A 24,189-nucleotide genomic window follows, 5' to 3' on the forward strand; every position below is an offset into this window, starting at 1 on the left:
CAGCAACCACCCCCCGCCCCCCCCCGTCCGGCCCTCCACAACCCCGTGCGGCGCCCCCCCCCCCCCGCGGCCGCGCCGCCCGCCCCCCCCCCCGCCCCCCCCCCCCCCGGGGGGGGCCCCCGCCGCTGTCTTCGGCTCACTCGACCGCTGTCACGGTCGGCTCGTCCGGTGCTCAGTCCTCGCGCGTCTCCGGGCCGGCCTCGGCGGCCGGGGCGGCCTCCGATGGCTCCTCGGCAGTGGCCTCCTCGGCATGAGCCCCCGCTGGAGCGTCTTCCCCCGCCTCGGCTGCGCCGGTGACCGAAGGCGAGCCCTCGGCGGCAGCCGAGCCCTCGGCGTCGTCCGTCCCACCGGCCGCGTCCGCGTGGGCCGCGGCGCGTTCCTCGGGCCGGACGCGCTCGGACCAGGGCACCCACTCCGGGGCGAGGACGGCATCCTCGGAGGGCACGAGGCCGATCTCGTTCACCGTGGCCTTCTTGGACCGGGCGACTCTGGCGACGGTGACGAACCACTGCCACCCGCGGTACCCGGGGAGGCGGGACTCGAAGAGGTGGGTGACCACGCGCTCGCCCTCGCTCTTGGCCGCGAGGTGCTCGCCGACGTCCGCCGGGCGCGCGATCTCGGCGAGCGCGGACCGTGCAGTGTCCACCGCCGCGGCGAGGAAGGCGTCGGGCTTGCCGACGCGCCAGACAGGCACGCCGGCCTTGCGCTTGACGACCGCCGCCGCGGTTCCGGCGGCCTGGGGGCGGGGAGTCTGCTCTGCCATGGCTAGGCGTCGAGCTGGTCGGCGACGCGGCGCAGGGCCGCAGCGATGGTGTGGCCCTTCTCCGGGTACGTGCCCCTGGCCAGCTGCCCGGAGAGGTTGTCGAGGACGCTCACGAGGTCCTGCACGATGGGGGCGAGCTCGCGGGCGGGCATGCGCTTCGCCCGGGCCACCGAGGGGAGCTTCTCGAGGACCCGCACGGAGAGCGCCTGGGGTCCGCGCCGGCCGTCGGCGACTCCGTACTCCAGGCGCATGCCCGTCTTGACCTCCGCGTCCGCGGGGACAGCCGAACCGGGCAGGAAGACCTCCTGCCCGTCGTCGCCCGCAATGAACCCGAAGCCCTTCGCCTTGTCGAAGAACTTGACCTTGCCAGTTGGCACTGCCACAACCCCCATCTGTGAGGACTCGAAGGGAAACCGCCCGCGCCGGTGCCGTGGTGCGAGCGCGGACGCTGACCGCGGCCGCGGCAGGTGCTCCGGTCACGGGCGGGATGCTGTACTGCTTCTAGGTTACTGGCTCGCACGCAGAAAGTCGGGGCGCTGCCACCGCCCGGGCCCCGGCGCTGTTAGGTTGGAGCCATGGTGCCATCCGTGCCTCATCAGGACCCCCTCGGCCCTCCGGCGCGCCGCGAACCCGTGAAGGGCTCCCGCACTCCGGGCTGGCGCAAGGCCGTCACCGCGGCCGGCGTCATCGTGGCGGTGGTGTCCGTGGCCGCCTGGGCGGTGACGCTCTCCGTCGCCGCAGCGGGCGGATCGGAGCCGGCGTGGGTCGGCGCCGTGGCCCTCTACGGGCTTCCCGTGGCATTCATCCTCATGGGGGCAGCGATTGTGGGGGCCGTCATCGAACGGAGGCGCCGCTAGCATGTCATCGATCCGCGCACTCGCCGAGGAGCTGTCGGCCCGGGGCAACGACTCCCTCCGCCGCCTGTTCCTGGCCCGCCCGGACCTGATCATGCCGGGCGTGCCCGACTTCGCCGCACTGGCGGCCCGGGCCTGCGCCCGGGTCAGCCTGCAGCGGGCCCTGGAGGGGCTCACCAAGCCCGAGCTCGAGGTCCTCGAGGCCCTCGTGCTCACCACGAACGAGGACGAGGGCCGCAGCGGCAGCGCCGTCGAGCTGCGCCACGCGGTCGGCAACGCGACACTCGGCACGCTCGAGACGATCCTCGCGAACCTGTCCCAGCTCGCCCTCCTGTACCGCGCAGATCCGCCGGACACGATCCATTCGGCCTCGGGCAGCCGGCGGCGCTACTACCAGCCGGTGGCCCGCGTCCGGGAGGTCCTCGGCAGCTACCCCGCGGGGCTCGGGCGCCCCTACACCGACCTCGCCACGACGTCCTCCGTCTTCGCGGAGCAGGCGGCGCGCATCGTCAACGCGAACGCGGCGGTGCAGCCTGAGGGCCAGCAGCAGCCCGTCGAGCACCACATCGCGGCGGCGTACGCGCTCGAGCGGTGGGCGGCCCTCCCCGAGTCGCTCGACGGAGCCCCGCCCCGCACCGCGGAGGTCCTCGCCAAGTTCGCCCACTGGCCGGTCGGCGCTGTCCCGCACGCGGCGGCCAGGGTCAGGCCTGGGAAGAAGACGGACAACCCGATCGACTGGCTCCTGACCCACGGCCTGCTCGTGCCGCTCGACGACGAGCACGTGGAACTCCCGCGCGCCGCCGGCCTCGCGCTCCGCGGGGGGCGGATCGTCCCCGACCTCGCGATGGCCCCGCCCCCGGCCGCGCTCTCGACCACCACGGCCGCCCTGCGCCGCAACGCCGCGCTGGGGGCGATCGGCGACGTCCTGCGCACGGTGAGCGCCCTCGCCGTCGAGGCCGCCGAGCGGCCCATCGAGACTCTGCGCTCCGGCGGCGTGGGCACCCGCGAGATGCGCCGGCTCACCGCCGCGCTGCGGACCGACGCCGATGCCGCGGTGTTCGCGCTCGAGCTCGCGGCCGCGGCCAGAGTCCTCAGCCTGGACCCGGACACCTCGACCTGGCGCGCCACCGGAGCCGAGGCGTGGCTCGCGCTGTCGCGGCCCGAGCAGTGGCTCGTGCTCGCGACCGTGTGGCTGGACACCCCCCGGGTCGCCTCGCTGGCGATGTCCGGCGAGGGGAGCGACCAGCTCGCGCCGCTCTCCGGCGAGGGCCAGCGCTCCGACGCGCCCAGCGTCCGGCGGCGGATCCTCGAGGTGGCGGCTGCGCTCTCCCGTGAGAGCGCCCAGTCCAACGGGCGCGTGCCGGTCGTGGACGCCGAGTCGGTCCGCGCGAGGATCGACTGGCTCCAGCCGCGGCTCGCGCGCCGGCTGCGTGGCCTCCTCGACACGGTCCTCGCCGAGGCCGCACTGCTGGGCTTCACCGGCTCCGGAGCGCTCACGGGAGTGGGCGACGCCGTGCTGCGCGACGACTTCGATGCGGCCCGCGCGAGCCTCGCGGAGCTGCTGCCCGCCGGGGTCGAGAAGGTGCTGCTCCAGGCCGACCTCACCGCCGTCGCGCCCGGCTACCTCGACCCGGTCCTGGCCCGCAGGCTCGCGCTCCTCGCCGATCCCGAGGGCCGGGGGCCCGCCACCATCTACCGGTTCTCCGCGGCCAGCCTCCGCCGCGCCCTGGACGCCGGCGAGGACGCGGCCTCCATCCACGCGTTCCTGAGCGAGCACGCCTCGACCGCGGTGCCGCAGCCGCTGGCCTACCTGATCGACGACACCGCCGCGCGGCACGGACGCATCCGCGTGGGCCGCGCGGGCAGCTTCATCGCGAGCGACGACGAGGCCGCCCTCGCGGGAGTCCTCGCCGATCCCGCGGCGCGGCAGCTCGGGCTCACCCAGATCGCCCCGACCGTCCTCGTCAGCAATGCCAGCCCCCAGGAGGTCGCGGGCGTGCTGCGCGAGCTCGGCCTCTCCCCCGCCGTGGACGCCACCCTCGACCCGGTAGTGCGGCTGCGGCGCGCCGCCGGCACCGGCACCCTTCCGCTGCCCGCGCCCCGCGCGCCCGTCCCGGACCACGAGGCGGTGGAGGCGCAGCTCGCGATCCTGCGCACGCAGTCCCCGGTAGGCCCGGCTGGCGACGAGGCCGCGCCGGCGATGGGCATCGAGACCCTGCAGAAGGCCATCCGCCTCAAGCGGGCGGTACGCTTGAGCATCGTCGACGCGCTCGGCAACTCGAGCATCGAGGAGCTCCGCCCGGTCTCCATCTCGGCCGGCCGGGTGCGCGTCTTCGACCCGGAGCGCGAGACGGAGCGCGTCCTCTCCGTCCACCGCATCATCGACGTCGAGCTGGCCTGAGCGGGCCGTCCCCCGGGCGGCCCGCGGCGGCCGGCCGGGAAGGAGGCGCCCCGTGACCGACGGACCGCTCATCGTCCAGAGCGACAAGACCATCCTGCTCGAAGTGGACCACCCCCAGTCCACCGAGGCCCGCCACGCGATCGCCGCGTTCGCCGAGCTCGAGCGCGCCCCCGAGCACGTGCACACCTACAGGCTCACCCCGCTCGGGCTGTGGAACGCGCGGGCCGCGGGGCTCGACGCCGAGCAGGTCCTCAACACACTCCTGACCTACTCGCGCTTCCCCGTCCCGCATGCCCTCCTGATCGACATCGAGGAGACGATGTCCCGCTACGGTCGGCTCCGGCTCGAGAAGGACCCGGTCCACGGCCTGGTGCTGCGCTCCGAGGACTTCCCCGTGCTCGAAGAGGTCCACCGCGCCAAGAAGATCGCCCCCATGCTCGGGCCGCGCATCGACCCGCAGACCACGGTGGTCCACTCCTCCCAGCGGGGCGCCCTCAAGCAGGCCCTGCTCAAGATCGGCTGGCCCGCCGAGGACCTCGCGGGCTACGTCGACGGGACGCCGCACCCGATGGCGCTCACCGAGACTGTGCCGGCCGCGGCCGGGGGTGACGCGGGAGGCGACGCGGACGACGGCGGCCACCCACCGGCGTCGTCCGCCTCCACCCGCGGTGCCGGCGGCTGGTCCCTGCGCCCGTACCAGCGGGTCGCGGCGGAGAACTTCTGGGCTGGCGGCAGCGGCGTGGTGGTGCTCCCCTGCGGGGCCGGGAAGACGCTCGTCGGCGCGGCGGCGATGGCGCAGTCGTCCACGACCACGCTGATCCTCGTGACCAACACGGTCTCGGCCCGGCAGTGGCGCGACGAGTTGCTCAAGCGCACCACGCTGACCGAGGAGGAGATCGGCGAGTACTCCGGGGCCGTCAAGGAGGTCCGGCCGGTCACGATTGCGACCTACCAGGTCCTCACCTCGAAGCGCGGCGGCCTCTACCCCCACCTCGAGCTGCTCGACGCCAACGACTGGGGCCTCATCATCTACGACGAGGTGCACCTCCTGCCCGCGCCGATCTTCCGTATGACCGCGGACCTGCAGGCACGGCGCAGGCTCGGGCTCACCGCCACCCTCGTGCGCGAGGACGGGCGCGAGGGCGAGGTCTTCTCCCTGATCGGGCCCAAGCGCTACGACGCGCCGTGGAAGGACATCGAGGCGCAGGGCTACATCGCCCCCGCGGACTGCGTGGAGGTCCGGGTCGACCTGCCACGCGAGGAGCGGATGGCGTACGCGATGGCCGAGGAGGCGGACAAGTACCGCCTCTGCGCGGCGAGCGAGACGAAGACCGACGTGGTCGCGCGGCTCGTGGCCCGGCACGCGGACGAGCAGCTGCTCGTGATCGGTCAGTTCCTCGACCAGCTCGCCGAGATCGGCGAGCGCATCGGCGCACCCGTCATCACCGGATCCACGAGCGTGAAGGAACGCCAACGGCTCTTCGATGCGTTCCGCGCCGGGGAGGAGCACCGCCTCGTGGTCTCGAAGGTCGCGAACTTCTCCATCGACCTCCCGGAGGCGTCGGTCGCGATCCAGGTCTCGGGCTCGTTCGGGTCCAGGCAGGAGGAGGCGCAGCGGCTCGGGCGGCTGCTGCGGCCCAAGGCGGACGGGCGCGCGGCGCGGTTCTACGCCCTCGTCGCACGGGACACCCTCGACCAGGACTTCGCGGCCAAGCGCCAGCGGTTCCTCGCCGAGCAGGGCTACGCGTACCGGATCCTCGACGCCGGGGAGATCCCCGGCGCCTGAGGCGGGGGGGGTTCGGATGCGGGTGTGGCCGCGGCGTGCACGGCGGGCGTGCACCCCGGCTCCGCCGACGCGGCCCGGCACCATCGCACAGCCAACGTCCAGACGATTCTCAGAAACCCGGTAGACGATGGAGGCGTGAAGAAGACCGAGCACGAAGCCAAGCTCCTCGTCGTCGACGACGAGCCCAACATCCGGGAACTCCTCTCGACCTCGCTCCGCTTTGCGGGGTTCGAGGTCGTCGCCGCCGGCAACGGGCGCGAGGCCCTCGCCGCCGCGGAGGCGCAGTCTCCGGACCTCGTGGTGCTCGACGTCATGCTGCCCGACATGGACGGCTTCACCGTCACGCGCAAGCTCCGCGCCGCCGGACGCCACGTGCCGGTCCTCTTCCTCACCGCCAAGGACGAGACCGAGGACAAGGTCCAGGGCCTCACCGTCGGCGGCGACGACTACGTGACCAAGCCGTTCAGCCTCGACGAGGTCGTGGCCCGCATCCGCGCCGTCCTGCGCCGGACCCAGCCCGTGCTGGACGACGACGCCGTGATCCGGGTCGACGACCTCGAACTCGACGACGACGCGCACGAGGTGCGCCGGGGCGGGGTCAGCATCGACCTCTCCCCCACCGAGTTCAAGCTCCTCCGGTACCTGATGCTCAACCCCAACCGGGTCCTGTCCAAGTCCCAGATCCTCGACCACGTCTGGGAGTACGACTTCAACGGCGACGCCTCGATCGTCGAGTCCTACATCTCCTATCTGCGCCGCAAGGTGGACGTCAACGGCCCCGGCCTCATCCAGACCAAGCGCGGCGTGGGCTACGTCCTGCGGACGGCCGAGAAGCGCTGACGCGTGCTGGCCGCCTGGAAGCGGGCGTCGCTGCGGACGCAGCTCGTCGCGATCATGATGGTCCTGCTCACGGGCGCCATCTTCCTGACGGCGGCAGCCACCGTGACCCAGCTGCGCACCTACCTCGTGGGACAGCTCGACGCGCGCCTCGACAACGCCTCCGAGTTCGCCAGGAACAACCAGGACATCGACCTGCTGACCACGGCCAACCCGATGATCCCGCAGGACTACGTCCTGGTGATCTACCCGCAGGGCGGGTCGCCGAGCTTCTACTACTCGCCCGACCAGTCGATCGGCCGCCCCGACATCCCCTCGATCACCCCTGACGAGGCCCGCGCGATGCAGCAGCGCGGAGAGATCCGCGAGGTCCGGGGCACGGTCAACTCCGTGGACTGGCGCTACACCGCGATCCCCGTGCGCATCGTCGCGTCCAACACCCCGGCGACGATCGTGATCGCCCTGCCGCTGACGGAGGTCGAGGACGCCATCCAGCACACCCTCGGACTCACGGCCGGGGTCGGGATCGTGACCCTCGCCCTGGTCTTCGCGATCGCCACCTGGACGGTCACCCGCGCGTTCCGCCCGCTCCGGCGGGTGGAGAAGACGGCCGCCGCGATCGCCGCCGGAGACCTCTCCCAGCGCGTCGACGAGGAGGCCCCCGGCACCGAGCTCGGGCGGCTGTCCACCTCGCTGAATGCGATGCTGGCCCACATCGAGGTCGCGTTCCAGGCCCGCATGGCCTCGGAGGCGCGGATGCGCCGCTTCATCTCGGACGCCTCCCACGAGCTGCGGACCCCGCTCGTGACCATCCGGGGCTTCTCCGAGCTCTACCGGCACGGAGCCCTCGCGACCCAGGAGGACGTCGCGACGGCGATGGGCCGGATCGAGAGCGAGGCGAAGCGCATGGGCACCATGGTGGAGGACCTCCTGACGCTGGCCCGGCTCGACGAGCAGCGCCCGCTCACGCTCAAGCCGCTGGACCTCCTGCCGATCGGCCACGACGCCGTGGTGGACATGCGGGCCACGGCGCCTGACCGCACCGTGCGGCTGGTGGGGCTGGACAGCGGCTCCCCGGCGCCGGCCCCCACGCTCGGGGACGAGGCGAGGATCCGCCAGGTGGTCGGGAACATCGTGGGCAACGCGCTGCAGTACACGCCGCCGGGCTCCCCGCTCGAGGTGGCCGTCGGGACGCGCGGCGCTGGGCCCCATCCCGTGGCCGTGCTCGAGCTGCGCGACCACGGCCCCGGGATCGGGGAGAAGGACGCGGCGAAGATCTTCGAGCGCTTCTACCGCGCGGACTCCTCCCGGACGAGGGACACCGGCGGGACGGGCCTCGGCCTCGCGATCGTGGCCGCGATCGTCGGCTCCCACCACGGCACCGTGCGGCACCATGACACCCCCGGCGGCGGCTCCACCTTCGTCATCGAGATGCCCTACGTCGTCCTGCCGGAGCGTCCCACGGAGCCCCCGCCCGGGGCGGCCCGCTCCGGCGGTGCCGGCTCCGGCGGTCCGGGCTCGGAGCGCACGACAGCGGGCGGCAGCGCGGGCGGCCACCTCCCCCGGTGAGGGGCGTCCGCGCGGAGGCGCGGCGGTGCGGCGCGGAGGCGCGGCGGTGCGGCGCGGAGGGGCGTCCGCGCGGAGGCGCGGCGGTGCGGCGCCGAGGGCCGTCTGCGCGCCGGCGCGGGGGCGGCGTCGAGTTGTCCACATAGCCCCGGCCGGACGCTGCGGGGGGCGGCTGCCGGTCCCTAGGGTCGGAAGGGACGGCGCGGACCAGCCGCGGCACAACCAGAAGGCGGGCAACCATGGCGATCATGAGGGTGGACACCGAGGCCATCGGCTCCAGCGCCCAGGCGGTCCTCGCGACCTCCGAGCGGGTGCGGGCGGAGGTCCAGTCGATGCGGAACAACCTCGAGAACCTGCGCTCGAGCTGGGAGGGCCAGGCCTCCAACAGCTTCCAGGCCCTCGTCGCCGACTGGGCACGGACCCAGGCGCAGGTTGAGGCCTCGCTCGGCCAGATCGGCGCTGCCCTGCGCAGCGCGGGCAGCGCGTACGGCGACATCGAGACGAGCAACGCCCAGCGCTTCGCAGGGTGAGGCCCGGCGGGCCGCCCTGCCCGCAGCTGGGGCAGGGCGGCCGGGCCCCGAGGACCGCCGGCTCCAAGGGCGCTCTCTGGCAGGATGGTTCCATGACGATCACCGCCGCCGCGGACGGCTCCGCCCTCGGCAACCCTGGACCCGCAGGCTGGGCCTGGTACATCGACGAGGAGACCTGGCATGCCGGCGGGTGGCCGCACGGGACCAACAACCAGGGCGAGCTCATGGCCGTGCTGGACCTCTTCCGCTCCACTGCCGCTCTGGGCCAGGAGCCCCTCCGGATCCTGTGCGACAGCCAGTACGTGATCAACTGCGTGACCAAGTGGATGCCCGGGTGGAAGCGCCGGGGCTGGAAGAAGGCCGACGGCAAGCCGGTCCTCAACGTCGACCTGCTCTCGCAGATCGACGCGGAGCTGACAGGCCGGAACTACACCTTCGAGTGGGTCAAGGGCCACGCCGGTCACCCGCTCAACGAGGCCGCGGACACCAAGGCCCGCGCGGTGGCGCTGGCCTACCAGTCGGGACGGGCACCCGTCGAGGGCCCCGGGTTCGGCGGGAGTGGTGGGACCACGTCCGCCACGGCACCGTCATCTTCTGCACCGTCCGCCACGGCACCGTCCGCCACCGCACCGTCCGCCACGGCGGCCCGCCAGCGGCCGGCGGACCGCAGCGCCCCGCTGGGCGGCGCCGGAGCCTCGCAGCGGGGGCCCGGCGAGGGGCCGGAGCAGGCGGGCCTCTTCGACGAGCCGGTCCCGGAGCCCGGGCAGGCCGAGCGCGCCCGCGACGTCGAGGCGGTCGTGGAGCTCGAGCAGGAGCTCCTCGACCCCGATGTGCGGGGCGACTACGGCCAGCTGGCCTTCCTCCTCCACCCCGAATACCGCGAGATCGGAGCCTCCGGCCGCCTCTGGGGCCGGGAGGAGCTCATCGAGGAGCTCGTGGCCGACCCAGGCGCGCAGGCACGCTTCGAGCTCGTCGACGCCGTGCCCCTCGGCAGCGACGTCCTCCAGGTCGTGTACCGAACAGTCAACGGCACCGGCTCGGCGCTGCGCTCATCGCTCTGGCAGCGGACCGACGGGCGCTGGCGCCTCCGCTTCCACCAGGGCACCTCCGAGGGCTGAACCGCCCCGCGGCCCGCCGCTGTCCTGCACCCCCGAAACGCCGACGGCGGGGCCCCCACCGAAGTGGGGACCCCGCCGTCGTCCATCAGAGCCGCCGCGTACCCGAAAGGGCTGAACCGCGACGAGATCTGTACCCGAAACGGGTGGGGGTTACGGGATCAGAAGCCGCCCATGCCGCCCATGTCGTCGCCACCGGGCATGGCCGGGGCGGCCTTCTCCGGCTTGTCGGCCACGACGGCCTCGGTGGTGAGGAACAGGCCGGCAATCGAGGCGGCGTTCTGCAGCGCGGAACGGGTCACCTTGACCGGGTCGTTGACGCCGGCGGCCAGGAGGTCCTCGTACACGCCGGTGGCGGCGTTGAGGCCGTGGCCGGCGGGCAGGCCGCGGACCTTGTCCGCCACGACGCCAGGCTCGAGGCCGGCGTTGAAGGCGATCTGCTTCAGCGGGGCCTCGATGGCGACCTTGACGATGTTGGCGCCGGTGGCCTCGTCACCCTCGAGGGTGAGGTTGGCGAACGCCTTGGCGCCGGCCTGGATGAGGGCCACGCCGCCGCCGGCGACGATGCCCTCCTCGACCGCTGCCTTGGCGTTGCGGACGGCGTCCTCGATGCGGTGCTTGCGCTCCTTGAGCTCGACCTCGGTGGCCGCGCCCGCCTTGATGACGGCCACGCCGCCGGCGAGCTTGGCGAGGCGCTCCTGGAGCTTCTCGCGGTCGTAGTCCGAGTCGGAGTTCTCGATCTCGGCGCGGATCTGGGACACGCGGCCGGCGATCTGCTCGGCGTCGCCGGCACCCTCGACGATGGTGGTCTCGTCCTTGGTCACGACGACCTTGCGGGCCTTGCCGAGCAGGTCGAGCGTGGCGTTCTCGAGCTTGAGGCCGACCTCCTCGGCGATGACCTGGCCACCGGTGAGGATCGCGATGTCGGTGAGCATGGCCTTGCGGCGGTCGCCGAAGCCCGGGGCCTTGACGGCGACGGACTTGAAGGTGCCCTTGAGCTTGTTGACGATCAGCGTGGCCAGGGCCTCGCCCTCGACGTCCTCGGCGATGATGAGCAGCGGCTTGTTGGCCTGCATGACGCGCTCGAGGACCGCGACGAGGTCCTTCACCGAGGAGATCTTGGAGTTGACGATGAGGATGTAGGGATCCTCGAGGACCGTCTCCTGGCGCTCGGCGTCGGTGACGAAGTAGGCCGAGAGGTAGCCCTTGTCGAAGCGCATGCCCTCGGTGAGCTCGAGCTCGAGGCCGAACGTGTTCGACTCCTCGACGGTGATGACGCCCTCCTTGCCCACCTTGTCGAGGGCCTCGGAGATGAGCTCGCCGATCTGGGTGTCGCCGGCGGAGATGGACGCGGTGGCGGCGATCTCCTCCTTGGTCTCGATCTCCTTGGCGGACTCGAGCAGCTCGGCGGTGACGGCGTCGACGGCCTTCTCGATGCCGCGCTTGAGGGAGAGCGGGTCGGCGCCGGCGGCGACGTTGCGGAGGCCTTCCTTGACGAGGGCCTGGGCGAGGACGGTGGCGGTCGTGGTGCCGTCGCCAGCGACGTCGTCGGTCTTCTTGGCGACCTCCTTGACGAGCTCCGCGCCGATCTTCTCGTACGGGTCGTCGAGCTCGATCTCCTTGGCGATGGACACGCCGTCGTTGGTGATCGTGGGGGCGCCCCACTTCTTCTCGAGGACAACGTTGCGGCCGCGCGGGCCGAGGGTGACCTTGACAGCGTCGGCCAGCTGGTTCAGGCCGCGCTCGAGGCCGCGACGGGCCTCCTCGTCGAATGCAATGATCTTGGCCATGACGGCTTGAGGTCCTTTCGGGACGTGTGTGTCGGTAGGCCACCTGCTGCAGCGCCCGCGACGGCCGGCGGAGGGCACCGCTTCCACGGTGTCCAGCGCCTCACCCCAGCGAGGTGATCCTGCCCCCGCGACCACACCGCTTTAGCAGTCTGGCCGCCGGAGTGCTAGGTCCATAATTAGCACTCACCCACCGCGAGTGCAAGCGCAGAGGACGCTGTACGCCCACCGCGGAGGCCTACCGCGCGACCGTGACGTCGCCGTCCCGGACAGGGAGGTTGTCGGCGCCGTACGTGAAGGCCATGAAGCGGGCGGTGGTGACGTCGCCGTGCTCGTCGAAGCCGATCGGCCCGGACTGGCCCTCGTAGTCCACCGCGGTGCCCTTCGCCTGCGCGGCGAGGCACGCCGGCAGCCCCGTGCACTTCTCGCGCGCGCCCCCGCCGGTCCCGGGCACAGCTCCGCCCGAGACCTCGATGAGCTTCGACGCGATGGAGGCGCCGCCGTCGTCCTTCGCGGCGCCCGCGGCGAGGATCGCGAGCGAGGCCGCGTCGTATGCCTCGCCGGCGAAGGTCAGGTCTTTCAGGTCCGGAGCGTGCTCCAGGAGGTCGGTCTGGAACTGGGGCGTGGGGTACACGCCCGGGACGAGCGCCTGGGCGCCGTCGAGCGCGCCGTTGGCGAGCGCGGAGCCGTAGCGGCCGTAGACCCCGCTCGAGGCGAGGACCTTCGATCCCGGGACCCCGGCGTCGGCCACGCTGGCGAGGATGGCCTGGCCGTCGCCCTGGCCGATGACGAGGACGGCGTCGGCGTCCTTCGCGGCGGCGGCCGCGGATCCCGCGGAGTGCCCGGTGAACTCGGCGCTGCCGGCCTCCGCGAGCCCGTCCGCGCGGGCGGCCGCCGAGGCGCCGTCCGACTCCGCCTTCCCGTGGTCGCCGGCCTGGTGGAGGATCGCGATGCGCTTGGCCCCCGACCGCCTGGCGAGCTCCACGAGGGCGGCGCCCTCGGCCCCCTCCGGCGCCGCCGTGCGGAAGTAGAACCCGCCGCTGCGGTAGGAGGTCAGCCCGGCGGCACTGTTCGCGGGCGAGATGAGGGGGACCTTGGCCTTGGAGAGCACGTCGATGGCGGCGGGGGCGCGGCTCGAGTCCGTGGGGCCGATCACGGCGTCGGCGCCGGCCTGGGCGAGGCGGCGCGAGTCGGCGGCGGTGTCCGTTCCCGGCTGAACCGGGAGCAGCTCCACGGGCTTGCCGGCGTACCCGCCGGCGGCGTTGGCCTGCTGGACGGCGAGCACCACGGCGGCCCGCTGGGCGTCGTTGAGGTACGCCGAGTCGCCGGTCGAGTCGAGCAGCAGGCCGAGGCGCAGGACCCCGTCTCCGGACGGCGACGGGTGGGCGGTGCGCGCCTCCCCGGTGGCGCCGCAGCCCGCCGCGGACAGGCCGAGGGCCAGGATCCCGGCGACCGCCGCGGCCCTGGACTTCGGCGCCCGCATGCTCACCCGGTGTACCCGGGTCCGATCACGACGGCGAGCGGCAGCCCGAGCGCGGGGGCCTCGAGGACGGTGGGGACCCCGACCTCGGCGGCGAGGGCCTTCGCCGAGGCAGCGTCCTCGGCCGAGCGGTAGTAGACCACGGGGCCGTCGACCGGGGCACCGCTCCAGTTGCCGACCGTCGAGACCGTCCACCCGGCCGCGCGCGCGGTGGCGGCGACGCGGTTGCCCAGTCCCGCGGTCGAGGTCGCGTTGTAGACGCCCACCTCGAGCGACTGGTCGGCTCCCGCCGGAGCCGACGCGGTGCTGGCGGAGCTGGGCGCGGCGGAGGAGGGCGCCTGGCTCGGCGTCGCCGACGGGGTGCCCGGGGCAGAGGTGCTCGGCGCGGGGGTGCTCCGGGCGGGGCCCGAGGCGGACGACGTGGCGGCGGCGGCGGCCGCGGGCTCACCGGAGAGGCCCAACCGCGGCAGCACGAAGAAGGAGACGGCGCCGAGGACGAGGGCGAGGATGCCGGCGGCGAGGATCCACCGCAGCCCGCGCCCGGACGGGCTCGCGCCGCTGTCCGCGCTGCTCTCGCCGCGGGTCCGGTGCACGCCCTGCCGGCGGGGCGCCTCGGGGACTGCGTCGAATTCGTCGCGAGGATAGGTGTTCATGCGTGCGTCAGGGTCCTTGTCGGTGGCCGGCTGGGGACGGCGCGCAGCGTCAGGCCCCGCCGCCGAGCCGGCGGGCAGTGCGCGCACGCTGCCGCGACGTCCTCAGTCTACGCAACCGCTTGACCAGCATCGGATCGTGCGCCAGCGCGTCCTCGGTGTCGATGAGGGCGTTGAGCCGCTGGTAGTAGTGGGTCGCGGAGAGGTCGAACAGCTCGCGGATGGCCTGCTCCTTGGCGCCGGCGTACTTCCACCAGCCGCGCTCGAGGGCGAGCATCTGGATCTCGCGCTCGGTCAGTCCCCCGCTCGGGCGGCCCGGATCGGCGCCTTCGGGGCCCGCGGGCCCGGGGACTTCGGCGGGATGCTCGGGGGCGGCGACGGCGTCGTCGAAGGCATGGGCGTGGTGTGCTGCTGCTGACGACATGGCTTCCAGTTTAAGAGGGAACTACAGCTCTGTCATTTCCCGGCCGGGGCGCGCCGCCTGAGCATCTCTGGCACACTGGCTCGCGTGATGGACGCCGAACCGCTCTTCGACCTGCCCGACGCCGCCGGCGGGCCCGCAGCGGGGGGCGAGGCGACGGCGTCGTGCGCCGAGGACGCCCGCGCGCTCGAGGCGATGGCCGCGGCACCGCTGGCGGACCTCGTCCACCCCGAGTGGGTTCCCGCGCTCTCCGCCTGCGAGCCAACGCTGCGCTCGGCCCTGCGCGGCCTCGCCGCCGAGGCGCACGACGGCGCCCGCATCCTTCCGGCCCCGTCGCGCCTGCTGCGGGCGTTCCGCCGGCCCCTCGGCGACGTCAGGGTCCTCGTGCTCGGCCAGGACCCGTACCCCACTCCCGGGCACGCCATCGGGCTCTCCTTCGCCTGCGACGCCGCGGTGAGCCCGCTCCCGCGCAGCCTGGCGAACATCTTCCGCGAGCTCTCCTCCGACCTTGGCGTCCCTGCGCCCGCCACGGGGGACCTCTCCCGCTGGGCCGACGAGGGGGTCCTGCTGCTCAACCGCGTCCTCTCGGTGCGCGCCGGCGCGGCGGGGTCGCACCGGCGGCTCGGCTGGGAGCACGTCACCGACGCCGCGGTCCGGGCCATCGCCGAGCGCGGCCGCCCCCTCGTGGCCATCCTGTGGGGAAGGGACGCCCAGGCCGTCGCCCCGCTGCTGGGCACGACGCCGGTGATCGCCTCCGCGCACCCCTCGCCGCTGAGCGCCTCCCGCGGGTTCTTCGGCTCGAGGCCCTTCAGCCGCGCCAACGAGCTGCTCGTCGCGCAGGGCGCCGCGCCGGTGCGCTGGGCGTGAGCGGCGTCATGCACCACGGGACGGAGACGGGCGGCCGGTAGGGTGGGCGGCATGACTTCGCCAGCAGAGGGGGCTGCCCAGCCGGGCGTGCAGGCAGCTGCCCCCGCGCCGACCCCGAGGACACGTCCGACCCTCGACCTCGCAGTGGTCCGCACCGAGCAGCTCAGCCCTCACCTGGTCCGCGTGGTCGCGGGCGGCCCCGGGTTCGGCGCCTTCGCGGACAACGGGTTCACGGACAAGTACGTCAAGATCGCCTTCCCGGCCGCCCTGCCCGGCGGGGTGTGGCCCGAGGGCCCCGTGGACCTCGCGGTGCTGAAGGCCTCGCTGCCGCGGGCTTCCTGGCCCGTGACCCGCACCTACACCGTGCGCTGGTTCGATGCCGAGGCCGGGGAGCTCGCGATCGACTTCGTGGTGCACGGCGACGAGGGCCTCGCTGGCCCGTGGGCCGCCGCGGCGCGCCCCGGCGACCGGCTCGTGTGCTCGGGCCCCGGCGGGGCCTACTCCCCCGACCCCGACGCCGAGTGGCACCTGTTCGCCGGCGACGAGTCGGCCCTCCCCGCCATCGCGGCGGCCCTCGAGGCGCTGCCCGCCGCCGCGCGGGGCCTCGCATTCCTCGAGGTCGCCTCCGCCGAGGAGACGGTGGAGCTGCGGGCCCCGGAGGGCGTGGAGGTCCACTGGCTCTCCCGCGGGGGCCGGCCGGCGGGCGAGACGCTCGTCCTCGCCGAGGCCGTCGCCGACGCGGCGTGGCAGGACGGGACGCCCAGCGTGTTCGCGCACGGCGAGCGCGGCGCCATGAAGGAGCTGCGCGCCGTCTTCAAGGGACGCGGGGTGCCGCGGGAGAAGCTCTCCCTCTCCGGCTACTGGGCGCACGGCCGCGCCGAGGACCAGTTCCAGGCGGAGAAGAAGCTGCCCGTCGGCGAGGTCTAGCGCCCGGCCTGCCCCCCAGCTACCGCCGCCTGGACCGGCGCCGGCGCTCGAGCGAGGTGGCGCTGCGGGTGAACGGGCGCGCGAGGTTGTCGCCGAGCACCACGCCGGCCGCGGCGGCGAGGATGATCGCCATGGCCGTGAGCATGCCGCCCGCGCCCGTGGTGATCTGCGAGGCGTCGACCGTCGCCACGTACATCGACCGGAAGATGGTCAGGCCGGGCAGCAGGATGAGCGCCGCCGGGACGGCGACGACGAGCTGGGGCGCGCCCAGCCGCAGCGCCACAATCCGTGCCAGGAAGCCCATGACCACTGCGGAGGCTGCAGGGGCAAGCCGGTCCCCGACGCCGAGGAGCCCCACGCCCGTCAGCGCAAGGTAGCCGACGATGCCGACCGCCGCGGTGGGCAGCACCAGGCGCCGGGAGGTCTGCTCGGTGACCGCGATCGCCGCCACCGCTGCGCCGATCATGAGCACCTCCACGGGATACGGGTACGCCGGCGGGAACGTCTCCGTCACGTCGATGCGGGCGATCCCGAGCATCTCCCCCACCGCGGAGGCCACGGCGATGCCGGCGACGAGGGCGGCGAAGGTCAGGAACGCCGAGAGATACCGGCCCGCCGCGGTCACGGGGAAGCCGTTGATCGCGTCCTGTGTGGCCGAGACGAGCCGGGCCGTGGGCAGGAGCAGGAGGATGCCGCCCACCACCACGATGGCCGGCGCGATGGGCAGGTGCACCGCGAAGAGCATCAGGGCGATGATCGTCACGAGGAATGAGCTCGCCATCGTGACGAAGAAGTCGGGCACGCGCCACCGGCCGAGCACGCGCCACACGAGCGAGACGAGCAGGTTCGAGCCGAACGCGATGAGCGAGGCCAGCTGCCCGCCGCCGAGCACGCCGACGAAGAGCGCGGCGAACACGCCGAACGCCACCGTGACCGACCACTTGGGGAAGGGCTTGGCCCGCCGGGCAATGCCCTGCAGCCTGCGCGAGGCCTCGTTCAGCCCCACGCCTCCGGCGGCGATCTCGGTGACGAGCCGGTGGACCAGCACGAGGCCGGCATAGTTGCTCGTCCACGAGCGCACCACGCGCAGCAGGGTGCTCGGCGTCCCATCCTTCGGGGCGTGGTTGATCGCGACGGACTGGTTGGTGATGTCCACCTCGACGTGCCGCAGCCCGAGGGCAGTGGTCACGGCGATCATGGAGGTCTCGACCTCGAGGGCCCCGGCGCCGTAGCGGAACATGGTCTCGGCGAGCTCGAGGGCGAAGTCGAGCGTGCGCCGCTCGGACTCGTCGGGCGCCGCCGGGATGGCCGGGTTCGCGTAGGGGCTGCCGGCCAGGCGGTCCACGAGGCTCATGGGCGCCGTGGGCGGGTTCTCGCCGCGCATGAGGCGCGCGAGCACGCGTTTGGCCGCGGCGTTGGCGCGGACCTGCGAGGCGCTGATCTGCTGGGTCGCCGGCGGCGCCGCTCCCGGGGCCGGCTCGACCGGCTCGGGGACGGTCGGGGCGACCTGCTGGACCGGCTGGGCCCCGGCGTGGGGCGGGGCGGACGACGGCGGCGGCCCGGCCGGCGTCGTCCGCTCGCCGAGGGCGGGGCCCGACGCGGCGGCGGAGCCGGACGCCGGGGCGGGGCCGGACGCCGGGGCGGAGCCGGGCGCCGGGGGCGCCTCCGTGGCGCCGCCGGTGGGCGCGGTGGTGAAGGCCACCGGCGTGATCTGGGGAATGGTGCCCGCGGGGATGTCCCCGTGGGAGTCGTAGCCCTCCCCGTCGGGGTCGGTGGTGGCGCCGTGCGCCCCGTGCTCCGCCTCAGCCATCACGTCAGTCGGATCAGTAGAACTGCTGGCCGGTGCGGCGCGTGTACAGCTGCCGCGCGACGCGCTCGCCCGCGCTGGCCCACGCCCTGTAGCGCAGCGGGTCGATCACGAAGTCCCAGCAGCCCACGAAGTCGGTCACGGTCTTCGTGAACGAGGTCTTGAACAGGCCGAGGCCGTGGAACGGGTGCGAGCTGTCCTTCAGGCGGTCCGCGGGAGGGGTGCCGCAGAAGTCGTACTCGACGCAGCCGAGCTCCTTGGCCTTCAGGATCGCCGTCCACTGCACCAGATGCGAGTCGCCATACTGGGTGCGCTGCTGCAGGGAGCCGCCGTCTTTATAGGTGCCCTTGCGGCCGTAGTTGATCACGAAGGCGCCCACGGACGGGCGGCCGTTCTCGTAGACGAAGTAGAGCCTGCCCTGCCCCCGCCGGGTGAACTCGGTCCAGAACTGGCGGTAGTACTCGAAGCTGCGCACGCGTGCCCCTGTGTTCGACTTCGCGTTCAGGGTGCCGGTCATGAGCGCGTGCATGGTGCGGTAGTTCTCGAGGGTCGGCTCGGCCTCGACCACCTCGACGCCCTCCCGCTCGGCGCGGCGCACGGCGTTGCGGCCCCGGGAGTGCAGGCTCTTGAGCACGAGCCGGGGCTCGGGGCTGATGTCCAGGATCGCCGTCGAGTCGTTGGGCTGGAGGTTGGGCACCTTGACCAGCCCGGCGCCGGCCAGGAGGGCGCGGGCGGCCTCGGAGTCGATGATGTCCGGCTCGATCTTCACGGCGAAGACGCCGAGCTTCTCGCGGGCCACAAACTCCCGGATCGCCGCGAGGGCCGCGGGGACGTCGTCGATCCCGGCGACGTCCGGACCCTTGATGAGGTACCAGAACCGGCCCAGCAGCGGGATCGACTTCTCGAGGACGAGGTTGTAGCTGGGCTGTGCTTCTTCCCCGTCCACGGGTTCGAGGACGAGGTGGCGCACGCCCCAGCCGAAGTTCCGCTTGACCGCGGCGAACGCCTCGGACTGCAGCAGGTTCCCGCCGTTCGGGTTCGCCGTGACGTGCTCATCCCAGTGGGCGATCTCCTCCTCGTGGGCGAACCGTGCGGCGAAGCGAGCGGCGGTGCGGGCGGAGAGGGTGGTCACTGTAGGAGGGGTCCCTTCGATCGCAGAGGCGGGCCCTGCCAGTCTAGCCAGTGGGCGGCGGGGGCCACGCCACCGGGCTTCCTCCGGGCCCAACGGCAGCTGCGCGTTTGCGCCGCGGCGTCGCGGGGAAAGTGCTGGGCATGGCACACAACATCACAGGCAAGAAGGTCGCGTTCCTCCTCACCAACGGTGTGGAGCAGGCAGAGCTCACCGAGCCGTGGAAGGCCGTGGAGCAGGCCGGGGGCCAGCCCGTCCTGGTCTCCCCCGAGTCAGGCTCGATCACCGCCATGAAGGGTGACTGGGACCATGCCGACTCGTTCCCCGTGGACGTCCCGCTCGCGCAGGCCCGTGTCGAGGACTTCGATGCGCTCGTGCTGCCTGGGGGCACCGTCAACGCGGACACGATGCGGCTGGAGAAGGACGCCGTGCAGCTCGTGCGCGGCTTCGCCGAGGCCGGCAAGCCGATCTCCGCGATCTGCCACGCGCCGTGGATCCTCATTGAGGCGGGGCTCGTCGAGGGCCGCCACATGACCTCGTACGCCTCGCTCGAGAGCGACCTGAAGAACGCGGGTGCGAACTGGGTCGACGAGCAGGTCGTGACGGACCGCGGGCTCACCACCTCCCGGAACCCGGGGGACCTCGAGGCCTTCTGCGCGAAGATGCTCGAGGAGATCTCGGAGGGCCGCCACGACGAGGCCTGAGGCCTCCGCAGAGCGACGGAAGGGGCGCCGGTTCCACTGTGGACCGGCGCCCCTTCCCGCGTGCTGAGCCGGTCAGCACTCCACGACGTTGACGGCGAGGCCGCCCATGGCGGTCTCCTTGTACTTGTGGCTCATGTCCTTGCCGGTCTCGCGCATGGTCACGATCACCTCATCGAGGGAGACGCGGTGGGTGCCGTCGCCCCAGAGTGCCATCTTCGCGGCATTGATCGCCTTCGCCGCCGCGATCGCGTTCCGTTCGATGCACGGCACCTGCACGAGGCCGCCGATCGGGTCGCACGTGAGGCCGAGGTTGTGCTCCATCGCGATCTCGGCCGCGTTCTCGACCTGGGCGGGCGTACCGCCCATGACTTCGGCCAGGCCGGCCGCCGCCATCGACGACGCGGACCCGACCTCGCCCTGGCAGCCCACCTCGGCGCCGGAGATCGAGGCCTGTTCCTTGTACAGGACCCCGACGGCGCCGGCGGCGAGCAGGAACTTCACCACGACCTCGTCCTTGTCCTCCTGCGTGGCCTGGTCCATGCCCGGGGCGTAGTTGAGGGCGTAGTAAAGGACCGCGGGGATGATGCCCGCCGCGCCGTTGGTGGGGGCGGTCACCACGCGCCCGCCGGAGGCGTTCTCCTCGTTGACGGCCAGCGCAATGAGGTTGACCCATTCCTGCCAGTACTTGGCGTCGCGGTCCTTGTCCTCCTTCAGGAGCCGCTCGTGCCAGTCCGGCGCGCGGCGGCGCACCTTCAGCCCGCCGGGCAGCAGCCCCTCGCGCTTGAGGCTGGACTCCACACAGGCCTCCATGACGGCCCAGATGTGCAGCAGCCCCTCGCGGATCTCCTCCTCGGAGCGGGAGGCCTTCTCGTTCACGAACATGATGTCGCTGATCGACAGGCCCTTCGACGAGCACCGGCCCAGCAGCTCGGCCGCCGTCCGGAACGGGAAGGGGAGCTCTTTCTTGGACTCCTCGAGCTCCTTCTTCGCGGTGTCCTCCTCGCCCTCGCGGACAATGAAGCCGCCGCCCACGGAGAAGAACGTGGCCTCGTGCAGCAGCGGGGCTGAACCGTCGGGGCCCGCGGCCCCGAAGACCTGGAACTTCATCCCGTTGGTGTGCCGCGGCAGCACGGTGAGCGGGTGGAGCACCATCTCCTCGACCGAGTACGGCAGCTCGACCTTGCCGGCGAGGGAGAGCCTGCCGGTCTCCGCGATCGAGGCGAGCCGCTCCTCGACCTGCTCGGGGAGGATCTCCTCCGGTTCGAAGCCCTCGAGGCCCAGGAGCACGGCGGTGAAGGTCCCGTGGCCGTGGCCGGTCGCCGCGAGGGAGCCGTACAGGTCCACCCGCAGCGAGTCGACGCGTTCGAGGAAGCCCTGCTCGCGCAGCTCGCGCGCGAACACCGCGCCAGCGCGCATGGGTCCCACGGTGTGGGAGCTGGACGGGCCGATGCCCACGGAGAACAGTTCGAAAACGCCGACTGCCATCGTCGGTGTCTCCTTCCTCGCAGATAAGGTGACCGCGCGGGCCCGGGGATGCCGGGCCCGCGCGCGGGGTCATGCCAGGTCGGCGACCCCCGGGTAGAGCGGGTGCGCCGCCGCGAGGGCGTCCACCCGTGCCTTCAGGCCGGACAGGTCCTCGTCCGGGCCCGCGATGAGGGCCTCGGCGATGATGTCCGCGACCTCCCGGAAGGCCGCCTCGCCGAAGCCGCGGGTCGCGAGCGCCGGGGTGCCGATCCGGAGGCCGGAGGTGACCATCGGCGGGCGCGGGTCGAACGGGACGGCGTTGCGGTTGACGGTGATGTCGATGGCCGCGAGCCGGTCCTCGGCCTGCTGCCCGTCGAGGGCCGCGTCGCGCAGGTCCACGAGCACCAGGTGCACGTCGGTGCCGCCGGAGACGACACCGATGCCGGCGGCCCTGACGTCATCGGCCGTGAGCCGCTCGGCGAGGGTCTTCGCCCCGGCGAGGACCCGCTCCATGCGCTCCTTGAACTCGGGCGAGGCCGCGATCTTGAACGCCACGGCCTTGCCGGCGATCACGTGCTCGAGCGGGCCGCCCTGCTGCCCCGGGAACACGGCCGAGTTGACCTTCTTGGCGATCGCCGCGTCGTTGGTCAGGATGATGCCGCCGCGCGGCCCCGCGAGGGTCTTGTGGGTCGTCGAGGTGACCACGTGCGCGTGCGGGACGGGCGAGGGGTGCAGGCCCGCGGCCACGAGGCCGGCGAAGTGGGCCATGTCCACCATGAGGTAGGCGCCGACGGAGTCGGCGATGCGGCGGAACTCGGCGAAGTCGAGCTGACGGGCGTAGGCGGACCAGCCGGCCACGATGAGCTGCGGCCGGTGTTCCTGCGCGAGGCGCTCCACCTCGGCCATGTCGATCCGGTGGTCGTCCTCGCGGACCTGGTACGGAACGATGGTGTAGAGCTTGCCGGAGAAGTTGATCTTCATCCCGTGCGTGAGGTGGCCGCCGTGGGCGAGGTTGAGGCCCATGACGGTGTCGCCCGGCTTGATGAGGGCGTGCATCACCGAGGCGTTCGCCTGGGCGCCCGAGTGCGGCTGGACGTTCGCGTACTCGGCGCCGAAGAGCGCCTTCACGCGGTCGATCGCGAGCTGCTCGATGACGTCCACGTTCTCGCAGCCGCCGTAGTACCGCCTGCCCGGGTAGCCCTCGGCGTACTTGTTCGTCAGCACCGAGCCCTGGGCCTGCATCACGGCGGCGGCCGTGTGGTTCTCGGAGGCGATCATCTCGAGGCCGCCGCGCTGGCGGGAGAGCTCGGCGTCGATGCTCCGGGCGATCTCGGGGTCGAGGTCGCCGAGGTTGGCATCGAGCGAGGGGGACTTCACCTGCTCGAAGGCGGTGTCCTGCTGGGCCGCGCTCACAGTTCGCCGCCGTTCTTGGAGGCGTACTCCTCGGCGGTCATGAGGGGGCCCTCCTCGGAGACCTCGACCGTGAAGAGCCAGCCGGCCCCGTACGGGTCCTCGTTGACCAGCGCCGGATTGTCGATGGCCTCCTGATTGACCTCGACGACGGTGCCCGAGACGGGCGAGTAGAGGTCGGAGACGCTCTTGGTCGACTCGATCTCGCCGCACGTCTCGCCCGCGGTCACGGTGCCGCCGGCCTCGGGGAGGTCGAGGTAGACGACGTCGCCGAGGGCGTCGGCGGCGACCTGGGAGACGCCGATCTTGGCGGGGGCGGCGGCGGTGTCGAGCCACTCGTGCTCTTCGGAGTACCGGAGGCCGGTCTGGACCTTGCTCATGGGCGGTGTTCCTGTTCTTCTTCGAAGGGGAATCTGTGGGGCGCGGGGTGCGCCGGGCCTACTTCTGGCGCTTGTAGAACGGCAGCGCGACGACCTCGAACGGCTCGGCCTTGCCGCGGAGGTCGGCCTCGAGCTTCGTGCCGACGGCGGAGTGCTCGATGTCCACGTACGCCAGGGCCACGGGGTAGCCGAGGGTCGGGCTGGGCTGGCCGGAGGTGACCTCGCCGACCACTGCGCCGTCCTTGAGGATCGGGTAGTGCGAGCGGGCCGCGCGGCGTCCCAGGCCCTTGAGGCCCACGAGGCGGCGGCCGGCCGTGGTGCCCTCGCCTGCGGCCTTCTTCGCCTCGAGCGCGGCACGGCCCACGAAGTCGCCGTCCTTGCTCTTGAGGGCGACGACGCCGCCCAGACCCGCGGCGAACGGCGATCCCTCGCGGGAGAGCTCGTTGCCGTAGAGCGGCATGCCGGCCTCGAGGCGCAGCGAGTCGCGGGCGGCGAGGCCGCACGGGATGAGGCCGTGGCCCTGCCCGGCGTCGGCGAGCGCCTTCCAGAGCTGGGCGGCGAGCCCGTTCCCGACGAACAGCTCGAACCCGTCCTCGCCCGTGTAGCCGGTCCGGGCCAGGAAGACGGGAACGCCCGCGACGGTGGCCTCGATGCCGGCGTAGTACTTGAGCTGGCGGATGTCCTCGTGGTCCTCGGAGCCGGCCACGGAGAGCAGGATCGCCTCCGCGTTCGGGCCCTGGACGGCGATGAGGGAGGTCTCCGCCGAGGCGTCGCGGAGGGCGACGGCGCCGGCCGCTGCGCCGCCGTCGGCCGCGGACGTGAAGGCGTCGAGGCGGGAGGCGAGCTCGGCCGCGACGGTTGCGGCGTTGCCCGCGTTGGGGACGACGAGGAAGTCCTCCTCGGCCACGCGGTAGACGATGAGGTCGTCGATGATGCCGCCGTCCTCGGCGCAGATGAGCGAGTACTTGGCCTTGCCGACCGCGATCGCGGAGAGCTTGCCCACGAGGGCGTAGTCCAGGAACGCTCCGGCGCCGGGGCCGGTGGCCCAGACCTCGCCCATGTGGGAGAGGTCGAACAGGCCGGCCGCGTCGCGGACCGCGCGGTGCTCGGCGAGCTCGGAACCGTACTTGAGGGGCATCTGCCAGCCGCCGAAGTCGGTGAAGGACGCGCCGAGGGTCTCGTGCTCGCCGTAGAGGGCGGTGCGCTTCTCCTGGGCTGCCTGGGTGGTGGTCTCAGTCATAGGAAGTCTCCTTGCGGTGGTCGAACGAAGCGGTGCGGAGTCGATGCCCGGGGCGGAGCCGGTCCCGGCTC

Annotated in this window: 22 protein-coding genes; 10 read left to right on the forward strand and 12 right to left on the reverse strand. The window is 73.1% G+C overall.

Annotation, left to right across the window (positions count from 1 at the left end):
• Positions 1 to 172 precede the first annotated feature (172 nt).
• Positions 173 to 763 carry a DUF3027 domain-containing protein gene (locus J2W20_RS15965; RefSeq protein WP_307007798.1) on the reverse strand — a complete coding sequence of 197 codons (591 nt, stop codon included), beginning with the start codon at positions 761 to 763 and terminating at the stop codon, positions 173 to 175.
• Positions 764 to 765: 2 nt separating this feature from the next.
• Complete coding sequence (locus J2W20_RS15970; RefSeq protein ID WP_307007963.1) at positions 766 to 1,140, reverse strand: cold-shock protein; 375 nt, start codon at positions 1,138 to 1,140, stop codon at positions 766 to 768.
• Between the two features lie 198 nt (positions 1,141 to 1,338).
• Here J2W20_RS15970 and J2W20_RS15975 point away from each other — a divergent pair, with 198 nt between their 5' ends.
• The 7 genes from J2W20_RS15975 to J2W20_RS16005 all read left to right on the forward strand — a co-directional run bounded on the left by J2W20_RS15975 (position 1,339) and on the right by J2W20_RS16005 (position 9,855).
• Positions 1,339 to 1,620 (forward strand): hypothetical protein, encoded by a 282-nt coding sequence (locus J2W20_RS15975; RefSeq protein WP_307007799.1) that lies wholly within the window; start codon positions 1,339 to 1,341, stop codon positions 1,618 to 1,620.
• Between the two features lies 1 nt (position 1,621).
• Positions 1,622 to 4,018: a helicase-associated domain-containing protein gene (locus tag J2W20_RS15980; RefSeq protein ID WP_307007800.1), complete on the forward strand. Its 2,397-nt coding sequence runs from the start codon at positions 1,622 to 1,624 to the stop codon at positions 4,016 to 4,018.
• Positions 4,019 to 4,070: 52 nt separating this feature from the next.
• Positions 4,071 to 5,804, forward strand: a complete 1,734-nt coding sequence (locus J2W20_RS15985; protein ID WP_307007801.1) for a DNA repair helicase XPB — start codon at positions 4,071 to 4,073, stop codon at positions 5,802 to 5,804.
• Between the two features lie 135 nt (positions 5,805 to 5,939).
• Positions 5,940 to 6,644: a response regulator transcription factor gene (locus J2W20_RS15990; protein ID WP_066496202.1), complete on the forward strand. Its 705-nt coding sequence runs from the start codon at positions 5,940 to 5,942 to the stop codon at positions 6,642 to 6,644.
• Positions 6,645 to 6,647: 3 nt separating this feature from the next.
• A complete protein-coding gene (locus J2W20_RS15995; protein WP_307007805.1) occupies positions 6,648 to 8,210 on the forward strand; it encodes a sensor histidine kinase in 1,563 nt (520 codons plus the stop codon).
• Between the two features lie 236 nt (positions 8,211 to 8,446).
• Entirely contained in the window at positions 8,447 to 8,737 is a 291-nt protein-coding gene (locus tag J2W20_RS16000; RefSeq protein ID WP_307007806.1) for a WXG100 family type VII secretion target, read from the forward strand.
• Positions 8,738 to 8,829: 92 nt separating this feature from the next.
• Positions 8,830 to 9,855, forward strand: coding sequence for a ribonuclease HI family protein (locus J2W20_RS16005; RefSeq protein ID WP_307007807.1), 1,026 nt, complete (start codon positions 8,830 to 8,832; stop codon positions 9,853 to 9,855).
• Between the two features lie 158 nt (positions 9,856 to 10,013).
• Here the strand turns inward: J2W20_RS16005 and groL are convergent, their stop codons facing one another.
• The 4 genes from groL to J2W20_RS16025 form a co-directional block, all read right to left on the reverse strand.
• Positions 10,014 to 11,642: a chaperonin GroEL gene (groL, locus tag J2W20_RS16010; protein ID WP_307007809.1), complete on the reverse strand. Its 1,629-nt coding sequence runs from the start codon at positions 11,640 to 11,642 to the stop codon at positions 10,014 to 10,016.
• A gap of 235 nt (positions 11,643 to 11,877) precedes the next feature.
• On the reverse strand, positions 11,878 to 13,122 hold the full coding sequence (locus J2W20_RS16015) for an ABC transporter substrate-binding protein (RefSeq protein WP_307007810.1): 1,245 nt from the start codon (positions 13,120 to 13,122) through the stop codon (positions 11,878 to 11,880).
• A gap of 2 nt (positions 13,123 to 13,124) precedes the next feature.
• Entirely contained in the window at positions 13,125 to 13,772 is a 648-nt protein-coding gene (locus J2W20_RS16020; protein ID WP_307007813.1) for a LytR C-terminal domain-containing protein, read from the reverse strand.
• 49 nt (positions 13,773 to 13,821) lie between these two features.
• Positions 13,822 to 14,193, reverse strand: a complete 372-nt coding sequence (locus tag J2W20_RS16025; protein WP_307007814.1) for a DUF3263 domain-containing protein — start codon at positions 14,191 to 14,193, stop codon at positions 13,822 to 13,824.
• 87 nt (positions 14,194 to 14,280) lie between these two features.
• Between J2W20_RS16025 and J2W20_RS16030 the strand changes: the two genes are divergently transcribed.
• Both J2W20_RS16030 and J2W20_RS16035 read left to right on the forward strand, forming a co-directional pair.
• Entirely contained in the window at positions 14,281 to 15,057 is a 777-nt protein-coding gene (locus J2W20_RS16030) for a uracil-DNA glycosylase (RefSeq protein ID WP_373458030.1), read from the forward strand.
• Positions 15,058 to 15,108: 51 nt separating this feature from the next.
• Positions 15,109 to 15,984 carry a siderophore-interacting protein gene (locus J2W20_RS16035; RefSeq protein ID WP_307007816.1) on the forward strand — a complete coding sequence of 292 codons (876 nt, stop codon included), beginning with the start codon at positions 15,109 to 15,111 and terminating at the stop codon, positions 15,982 to 15,984.
• 19 nt (positions 15,985 to 16,003) lie between these two features.
• Here J2W20_RS16035 and J2W20_RS16040 read toward each other — a convergent pair whose 3' ends face one another.
• Positions 16,004 to 17,794: a threonine/serine exporter family protein gene (locus J2W20_RS16040; protein WP_307007817.1), complete on the reverse strand. Its 1,791-nt coding sequence runs from the start codon at positions 17,792 to 17,794 to the stop codon at positions 16,004 to 16,006.
• A gap of 13 nt (positions 17,795 to 17,807) precedes the next feature.
• Positions 17,808 to 18,923 carry a lipid II:glycine glycyltransferase FemX gene (locus J2W20_RS16045; RefSeq protein WP_307007819.1) on the reverse strand — a complete coding sequence of 372 codons (1,116 nt, stop codon included), beginning with the start codon at positions 18,921 to 18,923 and terminating at the stop codon, positions 17,808 to 17,810.
• A gap of 140 nt (positions 18,924 to 19,063) precedes the next feature.
• On the opposite strand from J2W20_RS16045, the gene J2W20_RS16050 reads away from it, so the two are divergent.
• Complete coding sequence (locus J2W20_RS16050) at positions 19,064 to 19,624, forward strand: type 1 glutamine amidotransferase domain-containing protein (RefSeq protein ID WP_307007821.1); 561 nt, start codon at positions 19,064 to 19,066, stop codon at positions 19,622 to 19,624.
• Between the two features lie 72 nt (positions 19,625 to 19,696).
• Here J2W20_RS16050 and J2W20_RS16055 read toward each other — a convergent pair whose 3' ends face one another.
• The 4 genes from J2W20_RS16055 to gcvT all read right to left on the reverse strand — a co-directional run bounded on the left by J2W20_RS16055 (position 19,697) and on the right by gcvT (position 24,118).
• Positions 19,697 to 21,109 (reverse strand): L-serine ammonia-lyase, encoded by a 1,413-nt coding sequence (locus J2W20_RS16055; RefSeq protein WP_307007822.1) that lies wholly within the window; start codon positions 21,107 to 21,109, stop codon positions 19,697 to 19,699.
• A gap of 69 nt (positions 21,110 to 21,178) precedes the next feature.
• On the reverse strand, positions 21,179 to 22,501 hold the full coding sequence (gene glyA / locus J2W20_RS16060; RefSeq protein ID WP_307007824.1) for a serine hydroxymethyltransferase: 1,323 nt from the start codon (positions 22,499 to 22,501) through the stop codon (positions 21,179 to 21,181).
• On the reverse strand, positions 22,498 to 22,878 hold the full coding sequence (gcvH, locus tag J2W20_RS16065; protein ID WP_307007826.1) for a glycine cleavage system protein GcvH: 381 nt from the start codon (positions 22,876 to 22,878) through the stop codon (positions 22,498 to 22,500). Before gcvH ends, glyA begins: the two co-directional genes overlap by 4 nt.
• Positions 22,879 to 22,936: 58 nt before the next feature.
• Complete coding sequence (gene gcvT / locus J2W20_RS16070) at positions 22,937 to 24,118, reverse strand: glycine cleavage system aminomethyltransferase GcvT (RefSeq protein WP_307007828.1); 1,182 nt, start codon at positions 24,116 to 24,118, stop codon at positions 22,937 to 22,939.
• Positions 24,119 to 24,189 lie beyond the last annotated feature (71 nt).

The organism is Sinomonas atrocyanea (assembly GCF_030812675.1).
GTDB classification, from domain to species: domain Bacteria; phylum Actinomycetota; class Actinomycetes; order Actinomycetales; family Micrococcaceae; genus Sinomonas; species Sinomonas atrocyanea_B.